Source organism: Pseudomonas sp. H1_F01 (assembly GCF_054681425.1).
This window is the reverse complement of the sequence record NZ_CP162823.1, coordinates 5,356,527-5,372,526: the sequence shown is the minus strand read 5'-3', so window position 1 is coordinate 5,372,526 and position 16,000 is coordinate 5,356,527. Positions and strand designations below refer to the sequence as shown.

The 16,000-nt window shown below is 62.5% G+C and carries 12 protein-coding genes; 3 read left to right on the top strand and 9 right to left on the bottom strand.

The window, feature by feature from the left end; genetic code table 11:
* Nucleotides 1-16: 16 nt before the first annotated feature.
* Together arcA and arcD (AB4O09_RS24245) are read right to left on the bottom strand one after the other, a co-directional pair.
* A complete protein-coding gene (gene arcA / locus AB4O09_RS24250; RefSeq protein WP_003198506.1) occupies nucleotides 17-1,273 on the bottom strand; it encodes an arginine deiminase in 1,257 nt (418 codons plus the stop codon).
* 31 nt (nucleotides 1,274-1,304) lie between these two features.
* Entirely contained in the window at nucleotides 1,305-2,732 is a 1,428-nt protein-coding gene (gene arcD / locus AB4O09_RS24245; RefSeq protein ID WP_003198507.1) for an arginine-ornithine antiporter, read from the bottom strand.
* A 396-nt stretch (nucleotides 2,733-3,128) separates the two neighbouring features.
* Between arcD (AB4O09_RS24245) and arcD (AB4O09_RS24240) the strand changes: the two genes are divergently transcribed.
* Nucleotides 3,129-4,556, top strand: coding sequence for an arginine-ornithine antiporter (arcD, locus tag AB4O09_RS24240; RefSeq protein WP_013692427.1), 1,428 nt, complete (start codon nucleotides 3,129-3,131; stop codon nucleotides 4,554-4,556).
* A 139-nt stretch (nucleotides 4,557-4,695) separates the two neighbouring features.
* On the opposite strand, the gene AB4O09_RS24235 is transcribed toward arcD (AB4O09_RS24240), so the two are convergent.
* The 7 genes from AB4O09_RS24235 to gap all read right to left on the bottom strand — a co-directional run bounded on the left by AB4O09_RS24235 (nucleotide 4,696) and on the right by gap (nucleotide 12,995).
* Complete coding sequence (locus tag AB4O09_RS24235; RefSeq protein WP_038858236.1) at nucleotides 4,696-6,042, bottom strand: CoA transferase; 1,347 nt, start codon at nucleotides 6,040-6,042, stop codon at nucleotides 4,696-4,698.
* Between the two features lie 34 nt (nucleotides 6,043-6,076).
* Nucleotides 6,077-6,517 carry a YbaN family protein gene (locus tag AB4O09_RS24230; RefSeq protein ID WP_033028171.1) on the bottom strand — a complete coding sequence of 147 codons (441 nt, stop codon included), beginning with the start codon at nucleotides 6,515-6,517 and terminating at the stop codon, nucleotides 6,077-6,079.
* A 169-nt stretch (nucleotides 6,518-6,686) separates the two neighbouring features.
* Nucleotides 6,687-7,277 (bottom strand): biliverdin-producing heme oxygenase, encoded by a 591-nt coding sequence (locus AB4O09_RS24225; protein ID WP_003198514.1) that lies wholly within the window; start codon nucleotides 7,275-7,277, stop codon nucleotides 6,687-6,689.
* A 169-nt stretch (nucleotides 7,278-7,446) separates the two neighbouring features.
* The gene (locus AB4O09_RS24220) at nucleotides 7,447-10,041 is read right to left on the bottom strand and encodes a TonB-dependent receptor (RefSeq protein WP_038856181.1); all 2,595 of its coding nucleotides are present in this window, start codon (nucleotides 10,039-10,041) and stop codon (nucleotides 7,447-7,449) included.
* A gap of 119 nt (nucleotides 10,042-10,160) precedes the next feature.
* A complete protein-coding gene (locus tag AB4O09_RS24215) occupies nucleotides 10,161-11,123 on the bottom strand; it encodes a FecR family protein (protein ID WP_013692432.1) in 963 nt (320 codons plus the stop codon).
* A 99-nt stretch (nucleotides 11,124-11,222) separates the two neighbouring features.
* The gene (locus AB4O09_RS24210) at nucleotides 11,223-11,744 is read right to left on the bottom strand and encodes an RNA polymerase sigma factor (protein WP_003198520.1); all 522 of its coding nucleotides are present in this window, start codon (nucleotides 11,742-11,744) and stop codon (nucleotides 11,223-11,225) included.
* A gap of 249 nt (nucleotides 11,745-11,993) precedes the next feature.
* Nucleotides 11,994-12,995, bottom strand: coding sequence for a type I glyceraldehyde-3-phosphate dehydrogenase (gene gap / locus AB4O09_RS24205; protein ID WP_003198523.1), 1,002 nt, complete (start codon nucleotides 12,993-12,995; stop codon nucleotides 11,994-11,996).
* A gap of 230 nt (nucleotides 12,996-13,225) precedes the next feature.
* On the opposite strand from gap, the gene edd reads away from it, so the two are divergent.
* Together edd and AB4O09_RS24195 are read left to right on the top strand one after the other, a co-directional pair.
* The gene (edd, locus tag AB4O09_RS24200; RefSeq protein ID WP_003198525.1) at nucleotides 13,226-15,052 is read left to right on the top strand and encodes a phosphogluconate dehydratase; all 1,827 of its coding nucleotides are present in this window, start codon (nucleotides 13,226-13,228) and stop codon (nucleotides 15,050-15,052) included.
* On the top strand, nucleotides 15,049-15,999 hold the full coding sequence (locus tag AB4O09_RS24195) for a glucokinase (protein ID WP_003198527.1): 951 nt from the start codon (nucleotides 15,049-15,051) through the stop codon (nucleotides 15,997-15,999). The genes edd and AB4O09_RS24195 overlap by 4 nt, the downstream gene beginning before the upstream one ends.
* Nucleotide 16,000 lies beyond the last annotated feature (1 nt).

Genomic DNA, 16,000 nt, shown 5'->3' with positions numbered 1-16,000 from the left:
GGCCCAGGCTCAAAGGTTAGTAATCGATCGGGTCGCGGATGATCGGGCAGGTCATGCAGTGACCGCCGCCCCGGCCCCGGCCCAGTTCGCTGGCACTGATGGTGATGACTTCCACACCGGCCTTGCGCAGCAGCGTGTTGGTGTAGGTGTTGCGGTCGTAGCCGATCACCACGCCCGGCTCCACGGCCACCACGTTGTTGCCGTCGTCCCATTGCTCGCGTTCGGCGGCGAAGCTGTTGCCGCCGGTTTCCACCACTCGCAGCGCTGGCAGCTTGAGGGCCGCGGCCACGGTGTCGAGGAAACTGCTGTCCTCGCGGCGCACGTCGATGCCGCCGGGTTTGCTCTCGTCAGGGCGCAGGGAGAAGGCGACGATCTGGCTCACCACTTCCGGGAAAATCGTGACCAGGTCGCGGTCGCAGAAGCTGAACACGGTGTCCAGGTGCATGGCGGCGCGGGATTTCGGCAAGCCGGCGACGATCACCCGCTCCACGGCTTTGTGCTTGAACAGGTTCAGCGCCAATTGGCCGATGGCCTGGCGGGACGAGCGTTCGCCCATGCCGATCAGCACCACGCCGTTGCCGATGGGCATCACGTCGCCGCCTTCGAGGGTGGCGTTGCCGTGCTCCTGGTCCGGGTCGCCGTACCAGACCTGGAAGTCAGCCTGGGTGAACTCGGGGTGGAATTTGTAGATGGCGCTGGCCAGCAGGGTTTCCTGGCGGCGCGCCGGCCAATACATCGGGTTCAGGGTCACGCCGCCGTAGATCCAGCAGGTGGTGTCGCGGGTGAACTGGGTGTTGGGCAGCGGCGGCAGGATGAAGCTGGAGTGCCCGAGGAAGTCGCGGAACATCTGGATGGTCTTGCCACCGAAGCTGTCCGGCAGGTCATCGGCCGAGACGCCACCGATCAGGAATTCGGCGATATGGCGCGGCTCCAGGCTGCGCAGCCACGAACCGACTTCGTTCACCAGGCCCAGGCCCACCGAGTTGGCGGTGATCTTGCGCTGCAGGATCCAGTCCAGGGCTTCGGGGATGGCGACGATGTCGGTCAGCAGGTTGTGCATCTCCAGCACGTCGATGTCGCGCTCGCGCATCTTGGTGACGAAATCGAAATGGTCGCGCTTGGCCTGGTTGACCCAGATCACATCGTCGAACAGCAGTTCGTCGCAGTTGTTCGGGGTCAGCCGCTGGTGGGCCAGGCCTGGGGAGCACACCATGACTTTACGTAATTTGCCGGCTTCGGAATGCACGCCGTATTTCACTTTTTCCGTGGTCATTACAAATCCTCCAGTTAGAACAATCAGCCAACTACAAGGTCAGGAAGCCGTCGTAGAGTCCGTAGGCCGCCACCAGGGCGCCTGCGATCACTGCGGCAAAAATCAGCTTCTCGACAGAGGTGAAAATCGGTTTGCCCAGCTCGTGCTTGGCCTTGGCGAACAGGATCGCGCCGGGGGCATAGAGCAGGGCGGAGAGCAGCAGGTACTTGATGCCGCCGGCATACAGCAGCCACACCGCGTAGATCAGGGCGATGGCACCGATGGCCAGGTCTTTGCGGCGCTCGGCCAGGGCGTTCTCATAGGTCTCGCCGCGCACCGCCAGCAGCACTGCGTAGGCCGCCGACCACAGGTACGGCACCAGGATCATCGAGGTGGCGAGGTAGATCAGTGACAGGTAGGTGCTGGCCGAGAACAGGGTGATGACCAAAAACAGCTGGACCATTGCATTGGTCAGCCACAGGGCGTTGGCCGGTACGTGGTTGGCGTTCTCCCGGCGCAGGAACTCGGGCATGGTGTGGTCTTTGGCGGCGGCGAACATGATCTCGGCGCACAGCAACACCCAGGACAGCAGGGCGCCGAGCAGCGAGATAATCAGGCCGACGCTGATCAGCACCGCGCCCCAATGCCCCACGACATGCTCCAGAACGGCGGCCATGGACGGATTCTGCAACTTCGCCAGTTCAGGCTGGGTCATGATGCCCAGGGACAGCACGTTCACCAGTACCAGGAACAGCAGCACGGTGATGAAGCCGATGACGGTGGCCTTGCCCACGTCGGTGCGTTTCTCGGCGCGGGCGGAAAAAATACTCGCGCCCTCGATGCCGATGAACACCCACACGGTGACCAGCATCATGTTGCGCACCTGGTTCAGCACGCTGCCCAGGTCTGGGTTCTTCAGGCCCCAGATATCAGCGGTGAAAATATCGAGCTTGAACGCGAATACGGCGATCAGCACAAACAATACAAGCGGTACGACCTTGGCGATGGTGGTCACCAGGTTGATGAATGCCGCTTCCTTGATGCCTCGCAATACCAGGAAGTGCACGGCCCATAGCAGGACCGATGAGCCGATCACCGCTGCGACGGTATTACCTTCACCAAACACCGGGAAGAAGTAGCCCAAGGTGCTGAACAGCAGCACGAAGTAGCCGACGTTGCCCAGCCAGGCGCTGATCCAGTAACCCCAGGCGGATGAGAAACCCATGTAGTCGCCGAACCCGGCCTTGGCGTAGGCGTACACCCCGCCATCCAGATCGGGTTTGCGGTTGGCCAGGGTCTGGAACACGAAGGCCAGGGTCAGCATGCCGACGGCGGTAATCGCCCAGCCGATCAGCACTGCACCGACATCGGCACTGGCCGCCATGTTTTGTGGCAAGGAAAAGATTCCCCCGCCGATCATTGAGCCGACCACCAGTGCAACCAGCGCACCCAATCGAAGTTTTCCGGGCGTATCAGACATTTGCGAGACTCCAGTGCAGGAGAAGAGAGTCAATAGACTAAGTCGATTTGAAAGTTGAATATCTGATCTGGATCAGTGCATGACAACATTCCATTGTTAATGAAGGAGTTAACACCGTCCGTTGGCGTCTTGAAGTTGCTCGAAAGGCCCGTTTCAGGGCATTTGGCAAAGGGTTTGTGAAGGTTTTCTTGCCGCAGGATTATTCACGCTAGTTGATTTCCGTTGAGTCGCAACTATTTTGTAGGCTGCATTCGTGACAAAAAAATAACGGGCGTCATGGTCTTTTTAATTACGCTCTTGGAGAATGGTCGAGTCATAAGCCTTTGGACTTTGTGTGGATGACGTTATTCAAAAACGTTATGTCGCTTTATTTACTTAATTTAATAGTGAGAAAAAATGCCGCAGCCGATTGAAAAGTTGCCACTGGGCGCACTGATCGCCCTGGTGGTGGGGTCAATGATCGGCGGCGGGATTTTTTCCCTGCCGCAAAACATGGCGGCTCGGGCCGATGTCGGTGCGGTGCTGATCGGCTGGTCGATTACTGCCGTCGGCATGCTGACCCTGGCCTTCGTGTTCCAGACCCTGGCCAATCGCAAGCCGGAATTGGACTCGGGCGTGTACGCCTATGCCAAGGCCGGGTTCGGCGACTACATGGGCTTCTCGTCTGCCTGGGGCTACTGGATCAGCGCCTGGATGGGCAATGTCGGCTACTTCGTCTTGCTGTTCAGCACCTTGGGCTACTTCTTCCCGGTGTTCGGCCAAGGCAACACGCCGGTGGCCATCGGCTGTGCGTCGTTATTGCTGTGGGCGGTGCATTTCCTGGTGCTGCGCGGGATCAAGGAGGCGGCGCTCATCAACCTGGTGACCACCGTGGCCAAGGTCGTGCCGCTGTTGATGTTCGTCGTCATGGCCGCCGTGGCCTTCAAGGCCGAGATTTTCACCCGCGATATCTGGGGCGCGATGAGCCCGGACCTGGGCAGTGTGATGGACCAGGTGCGGCACATGATGCTGGTGACGGTGTTCGTGTTCATCGGCATCGAAGGCGCCAGCGTCTATTCGGCACGGGCAGAGAGACGTGTGGACGTAGGGCGTGCGACGGTGATCGGGTTCCTCGGGGTATTGGCGCTGCTGGTGCTGGTGAATGTGTTGTCCCTGGGGGTCATGAGCCAGCCGGAACTGGCGCAGTTGCAGAACCCGTCCCTGGCCGGTGTCCTGGAGCACATTGTCGGGCCTTGGGGTGCGTTGCTGATCAGCCTGGGGCTGGCGGTTTCACTGTTGGGAGCCTTGCTGTCCTGGGCGCTGTTGTGCGCTGAAATCCTCTACGCCACCGCCCGGGACAAGACCATGCCGGCGTTCCTGACCAAGGAAAATGCCAACCACGCGCCGGTCAACGCGCTGTGGCTGACCAATGGCATGATCCAGCTGTTTTTGCTGATCACTCTGTTTTCCGCAGGCACCTACACCAGCCTGATCTACCTCGCCTCGTCGATGATCCTGGTGCCATACCTGTGGTCGGCGGCCTATGCGGTGCTGCTTTGCGCCCGGGGGGAAACCTACGAACAGGGCTCGGCCCGGCGCATGAAAGACCTGTTCATCGGTGGTGTGGCGCTGTGCTACGCGGTGTGGTTGCTGTACGCCGGCGGCGTGAAATACCTGCTGCTGTCGGCGTTGTTGTATGCGCCCGGGGTGATCCTGTTTGCCCAGGCCAAGCGCGAGCAGCGCCAACCCTTGTTCACCCATGTGGAAAAGGGGATTTTTGCTTGCGTGATGTCAGGGGCGGGCATGGCGGCGTATGGGTTGTACAGTGGGTTTTTGGAATTGTGAGGCTTACCGCGATGTTGAGGTGTCTCCTGTGGCGAGGGGGGTTATGTGGGAGCAAAGCTTGCTCGCGAAACAGGCACCTCGATTTCTGAGAGACCGCATCGCTTCCATCGCGGGCAAGCCTTGCTCCCACATCAACGCGTCACCAACGTGCTCTATGCGCGCCCAGCTCCGCCGCTGGCAAGGTCCATTGCAGCGGCGTCCCGGTGATTTTCAAGGGCACCTGCAGGCGATGGGCCGGTCCCCATGGGGTCTGTTCGACCACCAGGCCCTGATCATCCTCGGCCTCGGCTCGCAATGGGCTCGAATCCCCGACGCCACGCTCGATCAACAGCTTTGCCGTGCGTGCCAGTGACAAGCGTGCCGAGCCGCCGTGACCGCTTGCCAGGCGCCGGGACAACAACACCAGGGCGCTGGTCGCCAGCAGATAGCCGGTGCCGTGATCCAGCGCTTGCACCGGCAGTGGTGTCGGTTTGTCGGTGTGTTTCCAGCCCATGCCGGCTTCGGCGATGCCGCTGCTCATTTGCACCAGGCTGTCGAAGCCGCGCCGGTTCAGCCACGGACCGCTCCAGCCATAGGCATTGAGGCTGACGTCGATCAGGCCGGGGGCCATCTGCCGGCGCTGCTCGGCGCCGTAGCCCAGGCGTTCCAGGGCGTCGGCACGGTAGCCGTGCAAGAGGATGTCGGTGTCCTTGAGCAATGCCTCGAACGCCGCGCGATCTTCGGCCCGATGCAAGTCGAGGCGGGCGCAGCGTTTGCCCAGGGTGACTTCCGGCACCACGCCGGGTTCGTTCCAGGTCGGCGGGTCGATGCGCAGCACGTCGGCCCCCAGGCCGGCGAGGAAGCGGCTGGCGACGGGGCCGGCCAGCACGCGGGTCAGGTCCAGCACCTTGAGCCCCGCCAGTGGCTGGGTCACGGAGCCGAGCCAGGGTTTGCGCTGCTCTCCAGTCGTCTCACTCAGGTGCACCAGCGGCTCGGCATTGACCGCCAGGCCTTGGGGATGGGCCTGCCACGCTTGCCACGAACGCATCTCGGCGGCGCAACCGCCAGCGTCGACCACGGCCTGCTCCAGCTCGGCCTTGTTCCATCGGGCCACCCTGGCCGCCATGTCGGCGCGGTCGGTACAGGTGCCGAGAACTTTTTCCGCCGCAAGGCGATGATGCGGTGCGTTGGTGTGCAGGCGAATCCAGCCGTCGGCGCTGGCGTAGTCGCCGGCCACCGGGTCCCACATCGGCGGCACGCTCCAGCCGATGGGGCGCAGGGAGGTGGAGAACCAGAACGACGCCAGGCGCCGGTCGACCTCGACAGGCGCCTGGCGAGCGGTTTGTTGCTGGATGAGTTCGGCGGTCGCCTGCCCGGCCACGGCGATGCAGGCGCTGGCCAGCTCCGTGACGGCGAAGGCCGAGGGCAGCGCGCCGTCGCCAGTGAAGGTGATCGGGGTCGTGGGCAAACCGAGTGCGGTTTGCATGGACGTGAGCAGATCTGACATCGAAAGCCCTCCAGTACGAGAGGGCGATCATAGTTCAAAAATCCGTTGGGGGCCGCTTTGCGGCCCAGCGGGAACAAGCTCCCTCGCCACGAGAGCCCTTTGCCTGTTCCGGGCGCGACCAGATCCACAGATTGCCCAGGCCCATGCCGGCGAGTGCGAGGTAAACCGGCCAGGCGTGGTCGAGCAGCACCAGCATCAAGCCCGCGCAGAGCAGCATGCTGGTGGTGGCACCGACCTTGGCCCGGCGCGGGATGACCTTGCCGTTGCGCCAGTTGTGCAGCATCGACCCGAACAGACGATGGTTCTCCAGCCAGGCGCTCAGGCGCGGCGAACTGCGGGTCGCGGCCCAGGCGGCCAACAGGATGAACTCGGTCGTCGGCAAGCCGGGCACGACGATGGCGACCAGGCCGATGGCCAGGCTGGTGTAGGCGAGCAGGGCGAAGAGCAGTTGGGTGAGTTTTGAGGGGCGGTTCATCAGCTTGCGTTCTGGCATGCGAATTTGCGGTGTGATCACTGATTGTTATTCGCTGATATCCCTGTGGGAGCGAGCCTGCTCGCGATAGCGGTATGTCAGTCACATTGATGCTGACTGATCCAACGCCATCGCGAGCAGGCTCGCTCCCACAATGGAAAGTACGGACACTTCAGGCCAGTTCGGCCGCATAAGCGCGTTCCAGGAGCACCGTAAACCGGTTGAAGGCGTCCAGTGCGCCTTGGTCCGCCTCGGCTTCCTGTTGTTCGCTGAAGGCCAGGCCGTCGAGGGTGCGGGTGAAGGATTTCCAGCCTTCGGCGCGCCCTCCGGCAGGTTCTGCCAGGTGCCGGGCGCCGAAGGTCTCGCTCAATCCCAGGCCCACGGCACGCTTGATCAAGAACGCGGCGCCGAGCTTGGAGCCCTCGGAGACGAACAGCCAGCCCAGGGCTTCGGCCTGGGTCGGGTTTTTCACCGCACCGGCCACTGGCGCAGGGACTTCGGTGTCCAGGTCTGCCAGATCCGCCTTGGCCGCCTCTGCCCGGCACCGGGCCGGGAGGTCGGGGATCAGGGCGGACAGTTCGGCGTCGTTGTACAGCGCCACCAGTTCCGACTGGAACAGGTACTGAGCGACGACGAAACGGGCGAAGCTGGCCGGGGTTTCGAACGGGGCGTGGGCCTTGACCAGCGCGTCGAGCCGGCTGTGGGGCTCGTGGGTGATCTGGTTCAGACGTTGGGAGCGTGAAGCGGGATGTTGTGTGGTCATGAAAAAAATCCTTCGAATTAGACCGGTGTGGCAAGGGGTGTGGGAGCAAAGCTTGCCCGCGAAACAGGCGCCTCGATCTCTGAAAGACCGCATCGCCTGCATCGCGGGCAAGCCTTGCTCCCACATGACTCTCCTCATCACAGGTATTTGTTTTGCCTGGCAAATCGAGTCAGATATCCCAGATCAGGTTCACCGCGAAGTTACGCCCTGGTGCCGTCAGGCGATCGAGATTGGCGGGGCTCAGCACCGCCGCTTCGCCGACGCTGTCGTAGCCGCGCACGTCGTCCCACAGCCAGTACTTCTTGTCGGTGAGGTTGTAGAGGCCGCCGCTGACGGTTACGTCGTCGGTCACCTTGTAGAAACCGCTCAGGTCGAGGATGCCGAAGCCCGGTGTCTTGAACTGGCTGCTCACGCCATCGGGCGAGTTGAAGTTGCTGTCGTCGACGCGGTCCTTTTTCTTGACCAAGGTCCAACTGAGCAACGTGCCGTAGCGGTCCTGGTCGTAGCCCAGGCCGAACACGCCGGTCAGCGGGTTGACGCTGTTGAGCGGCTCGCCGGTGTCGTTGTTGCGACCGTACGCGTAGGCCACCGAGCCTTGGGTGTACAAGCCCTTCGGTGCGCCAAACACGTCCAGTTCCAGGCGTCCCCTGGCCTCGGCGCCCTTGATGGTGGCGTGCTGGATGTTGTTGCTCTGGAAGGTCAACTGGTCGGCGCCGGGGGTGATGGCATCTTCGTTGATGAAGTCGCGGTACTTGTTGTAGAACACCGCCACGTCGAACGAGCCGGAATCGAAACGGCCGCGCAGGCCGGTCTCGTAGCTCTTGCTTTTTTCCGGTTCCAGATCGGGGTTGGGTTCTACGCTATAGCCGGCGCCGGGGTTGTCGAAACGACCGTACAGGGCCTTGGCGGTCGGGGTGCGAAAGCCTTCGGCGTACTGGCCGTACCAGGTGTACTCATCGCTCAGGGCGTAGGTCACGCCGAACTTCGGTGAGACGCGGTGCCAGGTCTTGTTCTTGCCGCTGACGTCACCGCCGCCGCTGGGGTCCACGGTGTTGAGGAATTCCTCGGTCAGGTGCGGCTTGAGCCGGGTGTAGTCGTAGCGCAGGCCAGGTGTGAAGGTCCATTTGTCCCAACTGATCTGGTCCTGGGCGAACAGGCTGTAGGTGTTGATGGTCGGGTCCGGGAAATCGCTGGCTTTTGCCAGCACGTCCCGGGTGCTGATGGCGCCTACCGCGGAGCAACCGACGCCGACCGCCAGGCACACGCCATTGCCGCTGCGCGAGCCGGTGACTTTCTGCTGCTTGAGGGTGGTGCCGTAAGTCAGCGCGTGATCGGTGTCGGCGACGCTGAAGGCCTTTTCCAGTTGCGCGTCGAAGACCCACTGTTTCTCTTCATAGAGGGTCTCCCGGGTGCGCAGGACCCGGCGGGTGATGGGGAAGTAGAATTCGGCGGTGCTCTGGTCGGTCTTGGCGACCTGGTGATTCAGGCTCCACTTCATGTGATCGGCCAGCAGGCTGTCGAGGGCGAAGCTGTGCTCCAGGCCGAAACGCTCGCGGGTGATGGTGTCGTTGCCGGTGCGCCACTGGTACATGCCGCCGGGCAGCACAGAGGCGGGGATGGCCGGTTGACCGTTGGCGTAGGGGCCGCCGTAGGCGCTTTTCAGGTCGCTGTCGCGGTCGTCCTTGTATTTCTCGTAGACCAGGCCAAGGCGTGATTCATCGCTGTAGTTCCAGCCGAGCTTGGCCAGCACGTTGTTGGCGCGCACGTCTTCGGGGTTGGCGGCGGTGCGGTCCAGGCCCGTGCCGTTGTGGCTGCCGTAGGATTCGGTTTCATGACCGTCGCGTTGGCTGTAGTGCAACAGGCCGTCGAACTGCCCGCTGCGGCCAGCGACGGTGGCGGACTTGAGCCAGCTTTCGTCGGCGGAGCTGTAGCCGGTCTTCAGGCGGGCGCCAACGTCTTGGCCCGGCTTGATGATGTCATCTGGATCGAGAGTGAAATAGCTGACGGCACCACCAATGGCATTGCTGCCGTACAGCACCGAGGCCGGGCCGCGCAGGATTTCCACGCGCTTGATGATTTCCGGGTCGACGTAGTTGCGCTGGGTCTTGGCGTAGGGGCCGTTGAAGAAGCCGCCGGGGATCTCCACGCCGTCGACCTGGGTCAGGATCCGGTTGCCGTCGATGCCGCGGATATTGTAGCCGCTGATACCGCCGCGCTGGCCCGCGCCGCCCACCGATACACCCGGCTCATAGCGCACCAGGTCCTTGAGGGTATTGACGTTGTTGCGGTCCAGTTCCTGGCGGTCGTGGACGGTGACCGTGCTCGGCACGCTGGTGATGTCCTGTTCCTGGCGGGTGGCGCTGATGGTCACCTGTTGCAACTCCAGCGCGCTGCCGGCACTGCGTTTTTCCAGGACGATGCTGTTGTCGCCCAGCTTGCGGTAGCTCAGGTTGGTCCCCACCAACAGGCGCTCCAGGGCTTTTTCAGGTGGCAGCGAGCCGTTCACCCCAGGCGAGGCTACGCCTGCAGCCAGTTCCGCCGGCATGCCGACTTGCCAGCCGGTGACCGCAGTGAATGCATTCAGGGCCGAGACCAGTGGCTGCCGGGCGATGGCAAAGCTGTAGTCGCCCATGTTGCGTGCAGCGGGTTGCACGGTGGTGGCGGCCAGGGCGAGCGGCGCGGCGCCGGCCATCAGCAGGGCGGCGGTGAGCAGTGACAGCGTGCAAGAGGGGGCAAGGAACCGGCAAGTAAGACGAGAGGACATCGATAGCGCTCCGTGTCGCATCTGTTATAGGTGCAGATTCACATCGTTGGATGCGAATCAATTGCATTGGCTATAACGAGACGAATCAACGGAGCCTATCGAGTAAAAATAATTCTCATTTAGTTCAGGATCACCAGCGCCGGGAACTCCTGGAGCCGAGCCGAGGTGATATGGGCCAGCGAACGGACCACCTCCAGCGGCTGGTCGAGGCGGTAATTGCCAGTCACAGCAACGTTGGCCAATTGTTCGTTACCGTTGATGATCCAGCCAGGGTAATAGCGTCGCAGCTCGGCCAGTACCTGGTTTAATGGCCGGTTTTCGAACACCAGCCGACCCTGGACCCAGGCCAGGTCGGTGTTGGCATCGAGCCGGGCCGGACGGTCGAAGCCGTTGGGGCCGATGCGGATGCTTTCGCCGGCTGACAGCCGCACATGGGTGTCGTTGCGGGTGGCCCGCAGGTCCACGTCGCCGCGCTGCACCTGGACCTGGGCCACGCCGTCGAGGTAACGCACGGCGAACGTGGTGTCGCTGACGCTGGCCATGACCGGGCCGGCATCGATTTCCAGCGGCAGGCTACGGTTGCCCGGGACTTCGAAAAACGCCTCGCCCTTGTACAGACGCGCCACCTGCCGCTGCTCGTTGAACGTGCTGGAGAAGGCCGAATCGGTGTTGAGCAGGACCTTGGAGCCGTCCTCCAACTGCAAGCGCTGGCGCTCACCGACCACGGTCAGGTGGTCGGCCTGCAAGCGCAGGGGCAGGTCGCTGAAGTTGAACAGGCCGAGAAACAGCACTGCGGCAGTGGCCAGGGGCTTCCAGTGGGCGCGCAGGCGCGACAGCGCGGTGACCTTGGGCGTGGCTTCAAGTTGGCGGGCACTTTCCATCACCTGCGGGCCGTTCCAGATCGCCTGGGCCCGGGCGAACGCCTCGCCATGGCGTGGATCGGCCGCCAGCCAGGCGTGGAACTGCCGCGTCTGTTCCTCGCTGGGGTTGTCCAGCAGGATCAGCCAGTCCAGCGCCTGTTCCATGGCATGGGCGGTTTGCTGTGTCGCAGTGGGCTCGGCAGAGCGGTGATTGTCCGTCACAGTCGGTTCTCGGTATTTAGCGGCACGGGCTCAAGCTACAAGCTGTACGCAGCAAGTGGCAAGCGTGTGCGCAGCTTATGGCCTGAAGCGTGGAGCGGGTCACTGCTCGCCGTGGCTACGTTCAGCCACACCCACACAGATCGCCATGATCAATTTCAGTTCCTTTTGCACGGTGCTCAGGGACACGCCCAGGCGTTCGGCGATTTGCTGGTAACTGTGGCCATGCAGGCGGCTGAGAATGAAGATCTGCTGCTGTCGCGAACTCAGGGCCTGGAGGCTGACGTTCAGGCGCTCGAGCAGTTGTTGGGCATGGGCGGCGTCCTCGGCGCTGCTCTGGGGGGCGACGACGTTGTGGACGACCTCCGGCGGTACGTCATCCAGCAAGGTTCGCGACTGGATGCGTCGGGCACGCAGATGGTCCAGCGCCAGGTTGCGGGCGGTCTGGAAAACAAAGGGTTCGAGGTGCTCGACCGTGCGTTCGCCCAGTGCGCGGGTGACGCGCAGGTAGGTTTCCTGGAGCAGGTCTTCGGCGGTACTGGGGTTGCTGACCATGCGCTCGAGGGTGCGCAGCAGCGGCGTGCGCTGGGCGAGGAAGACGTGATGAAAGCGCGATTGACTCACGGTAGGGCCCGATCTGGTTCGAGTAGATGATAATGCTTATCATCTGCTGGGCAGGTCAAGCCTTCATTTCATCACGCCGAAACCCTGTGTGGAGCGCAAACCTGTGGGAGCAAAGCTTGCTCGCGATAGCGATTTCAAAGCCAGCACAGATGCTGCATGTGACGGTGTCATCGCGAGCAAGCTTTGCTCCCACAGGCCTGCTCCCAGGGTTTGCTCTTACAGGCCCGCTCCACATTGGCCAGCAATGAGTTACTCGGCGTTACACAACGCCAGGCAGTTATCCAGCATGCGGTTGGAGAAGCCCCATTCGTTGTCATACCAGGCCAGTACCTTGAGCAGCTTGCCGCTGGCCTTGGTGTGGTTGGCGTCGAAGATCGACGACAGCGGGTTGTGGTTGAAGTCACTGGAGACCAGCGGCAGGGTGTTGTAGCCGAGGATCTTCGAATGCTGGCTGGCATGGCGCAGCAGTTCGTTGACTTCTTCGGCCGACGCTTCGCGCTTGAGCTGTACGGTCAGGTCGACCAGGGACACGTTGATCACCGGTACACGCACCGCCATGCCGGTCAGCTTGCCCGCCAGTTCCGGCAGCACCAGGCCCACCGCCTCGGCGGCGCCGGTCTTGCTCGGGATCATGTTCTGCGTGGCCGAGCGGGCGCGGTACGGGTCGCTGTGGTAGACGTCGGTCAGGTTCTGGTCGTTGGTGTAGGCATGGATGGTGGTCATCAGGCCGCTTTCGATGCCCAGCTCGCGGTGCAGTACCTGGGCCACTGGGGCCAGGCAGTTGGTGGTGCACGAAGCGTTGGAGATGATCTGGTGGGACTGGCGCAGGATATCGTGGTTCACACCGTACACGACGGTGGCATCGGCGCCCTTGGCCGGGGCCGAGATGATCACCTTGCGGGCGCCGGCGCTGATATGCGCGGCTGCCTTGGAGCGATCGGTGAACAGGCCGGTGCATTCGAACACGACGTCGATTTTTTCAGCCGCCCAAGGCAGTTCGGCCGGGTTGCGGATGGCGCTGACCGAGATGCGGTCGCCATTGACCGTCAGGCTTTCGTGATCGTGCTGCACGTCGGCATCGAACGTGCCGTGGACGGTGTCGAACTTGAGCAGATGAGCATTGATTGCACTGTCACCCAGGTCGTTGATGGCGACGATCTGCAGGTCGCGACGATAGCCTTGGGTATACAGTGCACGGAGGACGTTGCGGCCGATGCGGCCAAAACCATTGATTGCGATTCTAAGAGTCATTAACTGCGCCGCCGTCGATTTGTTGTTGGAATTACAAGATTATTCGCATAAAAATAGAAAACAAGCCTTTTTAGTGGCAATATTTTGTTTTATCTACAACGAGTGACCTGAATCAACTGGTCCGAATGGTCAAAAATCGTCTGTCGCCTCGCCTTTTACACAGCGTGCAGCGGGCTTTTGATCAGCATAGACAATCAGGTCGCCACACCCGTTAGCCTGGAGTTCTACACATGCATCCCCGCGTTCTTGAGGTCACCGAACGGCTTATCGCCCGCAGCCGCGCCACGCGTCAGGCTTACCTTGCATTGATCCATGGTGCTGCCAGCGACGGTCCGATGCGCGGCAAGCTGCAGTGCGCCAACTTCGCTCACGGCGTGGCTGGTTGCGGCACCGAAGACAAGCATCACCTACGGATGATGAACGCCGCCAACATCGCCATCGTGTCGTCCTATAACGACATGCTCTCGGCCCACCAGCCCTACGAAACCTTCCCGGAACAGATCAAGAAAGCCCTGCGCGAAATCGGCTCGGTCGGCCAGTTCGCCGGTGGCACGCCAGCGATGTGCGATGGCGTGACCCAGGGCGAGGCGGGGATGGAACTGAGCCTGCCGAGCCGCGAAGTGATCGCCCTCTCAACGGCGGTGGCGCTGTCCCACAACATGTTTGACGGCGCACTGATGCTCGGCATCTGCGACAAGATCGTCCCGGGCCTGATGATGGGCGCGCTGCGCTTCGGTCACTTGCCGACGATCTTCGTGCCAGGCGGGCCTATGGTCTCGGGCATTTCCAACAAGGAAAAAGCCGACGTCCGCCAGCGCTACGCCGAAGGCAAGGCCACCCGCGAAGAGCTGCTGGAATCGGAGATGAAGTCCTACCACAGCCCCGGCACCTGCACCTTCTACGGCACCGCCAACACCAACCAGTTGTTGATGGAGGTGATGGGCCTGCACTTGCCGGGCGCCTCGTTCGTCAATCCGAACACGCCATTGCGCGATGCCCTGACCCGTGAAGCGGCGTTCCAGGTCACGCGCATGACCAAGCAAAGCGGCAACTTCATGCCCATCGGCGAAATCGTCGACGAACGCTCGCTGGTCAACTCCATCGTTGCGCTGCACGCCACTGGCGGCTCTACCAACCACACCCTGCACATGCCGGCCATCGCCATGGCGGCGGGCATCCAGCTGACCTGGCAGGACATGGCCGACCTCTCCGAGGTGGTGCCAACCCTGAGTCACGTCTACCCGAACGGCAAGGCCGACATCAACCACTTCCAGGCGGCGGGCGGGATGTCGTTCCTGATCCGTGAATTGCTGGAAGCCGGTTTGCTCCACGAAAACGTCAACACCGTGCTCGGTCACGGCCTGAGCCGCTACACCCAGGAACCGTTCCTCGAGGACGGCGAGCTGGTGTGGCGCGACGGCCCGATCGAAAGCCTCGACGAAAACATCCTGCGCCCGGTGGCTCGCGCGTTCTCGTCTGAAGGCGGCCTGCGGGTGATGGAAGGCAACTTGGGCCGTGGGGTGATGAAGGTCTCCGCCGTGGCCTTGGAAAACCAGGTTGTCGAAGCGCCTGCGATGGTGTTCCAGGATCAACAGGACCTGGCCGACGCGTTCAAGGCCGGCCTGCTGGAGAAAGACTTCGTCGCGGTGATGCGTTTCCAGGGCCCGCGCTCCAACGGCATGCCGGAGTTGCACAAGATGACGCCGTTCCTCGGCGTATTGCAGGACCGTGGCTTCAAAGTGGCGCTGGTGACCGACGGGCGCATGTCTGGCGCATCGGGGAAAATCCCGGCGGCCATTCATGTCAGCCCCGAAGCTTATGTCGGTGGTGCGTTGGCCCGGGTGCAGGAGGGCGATATCATCCGTGTCGATGGCGTCAAAGGCACCTTGGAATTGAAGGTGGACGCCGAGGAATTCGCCGCGCGCACGCCGGCCAAGGGCCTGTTGGGCAACAACATCGGCACTGGTCGCGAGCTGTTCGGTTTCATGCGCATGGCCTTCAGCTCGGCGGAGCAGGGCGCCAGCGCCTTCACCTCTGCCCTGGAGACGCTTAATTGAAACTGGCTTTGGTCGGTGATATCGGTGGGACCAACGCACGCTTTGCGCTGTGGAAAAACCACACCCTGGAAAACATCCAGGTGCTGGCAACGGCGGATTATGCCTGCCCGGAAGATGCAATTCAGGTGTACCTCAGTGGCCTGGGCCTGAAGCCGGGCGCCATCGGTTCGGTGTGCCTGTCGGTGGCCGGTCCCGTGAGCGGCGATGAGTTTCGCTTTACCAACAATCACTGGCGCCTGAGCAACCTGGCGTTCTGCCAGACCTTGCAGGTGGAGAAGCTGTTGCTGGTCAACGACTTCTCGGCCATGGCCCTGGGCATGACTTGCTTGCGTCCCGATGAGTACCGGGTCGTGTGCGAAGGCACCCCGGAGCCGTTGCGCCCGGCAGTGGTGATCGGCCCGGGCACCGGGCTGGGCGTCGGTACGCTGCTGGACCTGGGCGAGGGGCGTTTCGCGGCGTTGCCGGGGGAGGGCGGCCATGTCGACCTGCCCATGAGCAGCCCGCGGGAAACCCAGCTGTGGCAGCACATCTACAACGAAATCGGCCACGTCAGCGCCGAAACCGCCCTGAGTGGCAGCGGCTTGCCTCGGGTGTACCGGGCCATTTGCGCAGTGGACGGCCATGTGCCGGTGCTCGACACCCCCGAATCCATCACTGCCGCTGGCCTGGCTGGCGACCCGATTGCCCTGGAAGTGCTCGAGCAGTTCTGCCGCTGGCTGGGGCGCGTGGCCGGCAACAATGTGTTGACGCTGGGCGGGCGTGGCGGTGTCTATATCGTCGGGGGCGTGGTCCCGCGGTTTGCCGATTTCTTCCTCGAAAGTGGTTTCGCCCGTTGCTTCGCCGACAAGGGCTGCATGAGCGATTACTTCAAGGGCATTCCGGTCTGGCTGGTGACCGCGCCGTACTCGGGCCTGATGGGCGCGGGTGTGGCGTTGGAGCAAAGTTAAG